Annotated in this window: 2 protein-coding genes; both read right to left on the bottom strand. The window is 55.7% G+C overall.

Features of this window, described 5'->3' with window-relative positions:
• Positions 1-650 (bottom strand): relaxase/mobilization nuclease domain-containing protein (locus tag IF809_RS38645; RefSeq protein WP_462840090.1); only part of this gene is annotated, 650 nt, incomplete at its 3' end.
• Positions 647-799: a plasmid mobilization relaxosome protein MobC gene (mobC, locus tag IF809_RS38650; protein ID WP_462840091.1), complete on the bottom strand. Its 153-nt coding sequence runs from the start codon at positions 797-799 to the stop codon at positions 647-649. The genes mobC and IF809_RS38645, both read right to left, overlap by 4 nt.
• Positions 800-801: the final 2 nt, after the last annotated feature.

An 801-nucleotide genomic window follows, 5' to 3' on the forward strand; every position in this document is an offset into this window, starting at 1 on the left:
CGATCTTCGGCGGAATATTCGGGAGTTTCTGGTAGTGCGCGTAATTGCAGCTCGGATTTCAAAAATTGCTGTTCATTTTTCTTGAACGCCAGCCACATATTTCTCGGCATTGATTGTTCGCGGTCGTTAGGGGCTCTCTCGCGCTGTTCACAGCGGATGATGCCCTGCTCGCGCTCATAAGCTGCGGCCCATTTCTGCGACCGGGCGTGCTCATAGCTTGTATTGAGGCGCAGGCCGGTTTCCGGGTGCACCTCGTTGAGCATGATGTGCAGGTGTTTGTAGGCCTTATCGTTGTGGGCAACGAATATCGCCTGATGTTCACTCCAGCCCATTGATTGCAGGTAATGCTTGGCGGTCGCGATCATATGCTGCTGGGACGGATTATCGTCGGCATGCCAATTGAGGCTGATATGTTTGACGGGGTGCTCGGTCATGCGACCGCCGCCGCGTACACCGGCTTCCTGCTTAAGCAGTTCGGCGTCCCGATACGTCCAGACCATTTCGTCGACCGCAGACGGAACGTGATCGTTGGCAAGGTTATAGGTATGCGTCCAGGCGACGCGATCCGCAGTTTGGGCTTGCGGATCATGTGTCAGATAGGTCGAGAGCCCCTTGAATGAATGACCGCTGGCAGAAGCCTTAACGATCATGAGCCGAGCCTCGAGATGAGCTGGCGAATATCGGTGAGCAACGGCTCGAGATCGGACGGCAAGGGATCGCCGGTTTGATGCAGATGCCGGACAAGCTGGTTGAGATTGTTCCCGAGGCGAACGAGCTGGTTATGAACGAGCCGCTTGATGC

The organism is Bradyrhizobium sp. UFLA06-24 (assembly GCF_054967145.1).